Below are 1315 nucleotides of genomic sequence, written 5' to 3'. Positions count from 1 at the left end.
GGCGATCTCCAAGAAACAAAATACCTATGAGGCAGGTCGGATAAGAATATCCCATTTGGGCAAGAGGGGATTGCGTTGTAAACGCCGCTCAATCGGGCGCATCGCTTTTTTCGTCAAGGAAATACCTGTCTGATAGGTCTTGAGATTCAACTTCACAGTGGGGTGAAGACTTTTCCAGGTCATGCTCCGTGCCCACAGCAGCATAGTGAGCGCATCCGTTAGCTTGGCTCCATTCCAATGTCGTTCCAAAATCCCCCAACAGCGCTCGATGGGATTGTACTTGCTGTGATACGGCGGGTAGTAAAGCAGGTGAATCGGTTTACCTATCTGGTCAACAAACTCTACCATCCGCTTGAGAAACTGTGTACGAACACCGCTACTTTCAGAACCATTATCCACTTTGAGCTGAATGCGTTGAGTCTGCTGTTGCTGGTCAGGCGTGAGGTCATTCCACCACTCAAACAGCGTATCGACTATAAAATCGCTGGTTTTGGAGGAGCTACCAAAGCTCAGGTGCATTTGTCCGCTCTCCTCATCCACAATGCCACAGGGAATATACTGTTCACCCGTCCCAAAATCATGGTCACTGGCTTGGTTGTCTCCTCTTGTCTGACCCCCAACGAGCGAAATCACCAATGTTGACTGTGGCTTTGCAATCCATACTTAAGGCGTTTAACATTGCTGTCTGCTTGTCGGTCGTTGGCTTGGATGTTGTCGAAGATGGCATCTGTTTGGGGAATTTTTTTTGGGGTTTGGCTTTGACCACGGAACGCAAACGGTAGCCCATGCGATTCAAAATCAACGCCATTGTGCTGGGAGCTGGTACTTGTTCTTCCGGATAGTCCAAGGAGCGCAGTTGCTCAATGGCAGCGACAGATGTTAAGCGAGTGTAAGCAATTGCAGTCAGAAAGCATGGGTCTTGCTGTGCATGCATTTCGGCAATTTCTCGTAAACTGGCTGCTGCCTCTGGAAAACGTTCTTCCCAACTTTTGTTTCCGCCATAGGCAGCTTGGGCTCCGATACAAGTTATCCCTGTCCGCTTTTCTGCCAGTCCTAACTCCACACTATTCCTTCCCCACAACCAAATACCGTCTCAGTTAATCGAGCACTACCACCACAGTATTTCAAAGCCATTTCTGCTTGAAAACTGCGTCGGGAAGCTCCCACTAGTTTAGAGGCAGCTAGCCGGAGATCTTCAATTTGGGTACGATGCAGCGAATACTCAGGGATAAATGGCTCCAAGGCTTGGCTCCTACAAGGTTGAGCGCATAATTGCATCTTAGCTCAACTGGTATTCTGTTTGATAGAAACCGCC

Annotated in this window: 1 protein-coding gene and 1 pseudogene; both read right to left on the bottom strand. The window is 48.7% G+C overall.

The features are described 5' to 3' along the window. Window positions 1-24: 24 nt before the first annotated feature. A pseudogene (locus DSM107010_RS40860) lies at window positions 25-934 on the bottom strand (ISAzo13-like element transposase-related protein). A 119-nt stretch (window positions 935-1053) separates the two neighbouring features. Further along, window positions 1054-1278, bottom strand: a complete 225-nt coding sequence (locus DSM107010_RS40850; protein WP_199756065.1) for a hypothetical protein — start codon at window positions 1276-1278, stop codon at window positions 1054-1056. Window positions 1279-1315: the final 37 nt, after the last annotated feature.

This window comes from Chroococcidiopsis cubana SAG 39.79 (assembly GCF_003991895.1).
Lineage (GTDB): Bacteria > Cyanobacteriota > Cyanobacteriia > Cyanobacteriales > Chroococcidiopsidaceae > Chroococcidiopsis > Chroococcidiopsis thermalis.
The sequence above is the reverse complement of the archived record's forward strand: the minus strand, read 5'-3'. Positions and strand labels throughout refer to the sequence as shown.

Bases quoted from the DNA above. Each gene is read 5' to 3' on its own strand.
- DSM107010_RS40850 (WP_199756065.1), bottom strand. From the start codon at position 1,278: ATGCAATTATGCGCTCAACCTTGTAGGAGCCAAGCCTTGGAGCCATTT.